General features: G+C 44.8%; 2 protein-coding genes and 1 tRNA gene. 2 read left to right on the top strand and 1 reads right to left on the bottom strand.

All coding sequences use genetic code 11. From position 1 onward, the window contains the following. Positions 1-25: 25 nt before the first annotated feature. On the bottom strand, positions 26-883 hold the full coding sequence (gene folD, locus BCT81_RS17100; RefSeq protein ID WP_008221243.1) for a bifunctional methylenetetrahydrofolate dehydrogenase/methenyltetrahydrofolate cyclohydrolase FolD: 858 nt from the start codon (positions 881-883) through the stop codon (positions 26-28). A 211-nt stretch (positions 884-1,094) separates the two neighbouring features. On the opposite strand from folD, the gene BCT81_RS17095 reads away from it, so the two are divergent. Next, a tRNA-Arg gene (locus tag BCT81_RS17095) sits at positions 1,095-1,171 on the top strand. A 268-nt stretch (positions 1,172-1,439) separates the two neighbouring features. Next, complete coding sequence (aroC, locus tag BCT81_RS17090) at positions 1,440-2,525, top strand: chorismate synthase (protein WP_004737962.1); 1,086 nt, start codon at positions 1,440-1,442, stop codon at positions 2,523-2,525. Positions 2,526-2,603: the final 78 nt, after the last annotated feature.

The following is a 2,603-nucleotide window of genomic DNA, read 5'->3' as shown; positions in this document are numbered from 1 at the left end:
CATTTAATTTATATTGCGTTACAGATTACTTCGAGTGAAACTGCTCGCAAGCGATCATCGTATTTTCGATTAAGCTCGCCACTGTCATTGGGCCAACACCACCCGGTACAGGTGTGATGAAGCTTGCGCTCTCTTTCGCGACATCGTATTCAACGTCACCGACTAGTTTGCCAGATTCTAAACGGTTGATACCAACATCGACCACAACTGCACCTTTCTTAATCCATGCACCAGGAATGAAGTTAGGCTTACCTACAGCAACCACAACAACGTCTGCTTGACGTACGTGGCCTTCAAGGTCTTTCGTGAAACGGTGGCATGTCGTCGTTGTACAGCCCGCTAGAAGCAGTTCTAGGGTCATCGGGCGACCTACGATGTTTGAAGCGCCAACAACAACCGCGTGTTTGCCACGTAAATCGATGTTGTAACGGTCAAGTAGGGTGATGATACCTTTTGGCGTACAAGAGCGAAGCTTTGGCATACGCTGAGCCAAACGGCCGACATTGTATGGGTGGAAACCATCAACGTCTTTTTCTGGTGTGATGCGCTCAAGAACGTGAGTGCTATCGATGCCAGCAGGTAGAGGCAGTTGAACCAGAATACCGTCGATCTCTGGATCTTGGTTCAATTGGTCTACTAGGTTTAACAGTTCATCTTCTGTTGCAGTGGCTGGCAAATCGTAAGATTTAGATACGAAGCCAACTTCTTCACACGCTTTACGCTTACTACCAACGTAAACCTGAGAAGCAGGGTCTTCACCCACTAAAACAACCGCTAGGCCCGGAGCGCGTAATCCAGCTTCAGTACGAGCTTTTACACGTGCAGCAACTTCGGAGCGAACCGTTTGAGAAATTAGCTTTCCATCAATATTTTGAGCAGTCATGAATTTCCTTAGTATTGATATTCAAGTTAGTGGCTGATGTTTTTGGCGCATTATTCCAGAAAATCTTTTTGATTACCATCAAGCAAACGATTGCTTTGCTCTATTTTCCAACACTTATATGTTTGTTGACCTTTTTTTACTCACTTAGATCAGAATGTTACATAAAGCCGTTGCTTTCATGATTCGAATTCGTATAATTCCCTCCTGTAGCGCGCCCTTAGCTCAGCTGGATAGAGCACGTCCCTTCTAAGGATGTGGTCGTAGGTTCGAATCCTACAGGGCGTGCCATTATTTAAAGAAACCCGATAGCTCTCTGAGTTGTCGGTTTTTTTGCATTTCATCCATCATAAAACACTTTTTTTAAAGCTCCAGTTATTCCCTTCTCTTATTCATTTCGTTCGGCTCATGTAATAGAAAGTTAAAATTGTTCCTTTTTTGGGGTTTACATCATTTGGTAATAAAGCCACTATGAATTCACGAAGAATAGACAAGTAAAGCTGTTCACCAGCGGGTTTAGGAATCAAACCTTCTGCTGATGGCTGATTTAGAGGAAGTAATGGCAGGAAACAGTATCGGACAACATTTCCGCGTGACCACGTTCGGAGAAAGTCACGGTATCGCACTAGGATGTATCGTAGATGGGTGCCCACCAGGATTAGAAATTACCGAAGCAGACCTTCAAAAAGATTTGGACCGTCGTCGCCCTGGTACTTCTCGCTATACAACGGCTCGCCGTGAAGCAGATGAAGTAAAGATTTTATCAGGTGTATTTGAAGGCCAAACTACGGGTACTTCTATTGGTCTATTGATTGAAAATACAGACCAACGCTCTAAAGACTATTCCGAAATTAAAGACAAATTCCGCCCAGGCCATGCTGATTACACGTACCATCAAAAGTACGGTGTGCGTGATTACCGTGGTGGTGGTCGCTCTTCAGCTCGTGAAACAGCAATGCGTGTTGCAGCTGGTGCGATTGCGAAGAAATACCTAAAACAAGAATTTGGTGTTGAAATCCAAGCTTACCTTTCTCAAATGGGTGATATCTCAATTGATAAAGTGGATTGGAACGAGATTGAAAACAACGCTTTCTTCTGCCCTGATGCAGATAAAGTACCTGAGTTTGACCAACTGATTCGTGACCTACTAAAAGAAGGCAACTCGATCGGTGCGAAGATTCAAGTGGTTGCGACTAAAGTGCCGGTAGGCCTTGGTGAGCCGATCTTTGATCGTCTTGATGCCGATATCGCGCACGCGCTGATGAGCATTAACGCTGTTAAAGGTGTTGAGATTGGCGATGGCTTTGATGTGGTTAATCAACGCGGTAGCGAACACCGAGATCCATTAACGCCAGAAGGCTTCACTAGCAACCATGCTGGCGGTATTTTAGGTGGTATCTCTACTGGCCAAGATATTGTGGCAAGCATTGCGCTTAAGCCAACATCAAGCATTACGGTACCGGGTGACACTATCACTAAAGATGGTGAAGCGACGCAGCTCATCACTAAAGGTCGTCACGATCCATGTGTTGGTATTCGTGCGGTGCCAATTGCAGAAGCGATGCTAGCGATTGTTCTACTCGATCATCTATTACGCCATCGTGGTCAGAACCATGGCGTAACGACGAATACTCCTCAAATCTAACGATTGAGTGAATGAAAAAAAGGGTTGCTTCCTGTCGGAGCAACCCTTTTTGTTTTCTAGTGGTATTTGTTATTAATG

It is taken from the genome of Vibrio sp. 10N.261.52.A1 (genome assembly GCF_002876325.1).
Lineage (GTDB): Bacteria > Pseudomonadota > Gammaproteobacteria > Enterobacterales > Vibrionaceae > Vibrio > Vibrio chagasii.
Note: the sequence above shows the minus strand (reverse complement) of the source record. Positions and strands in the feature narration are given on the sequence as shown.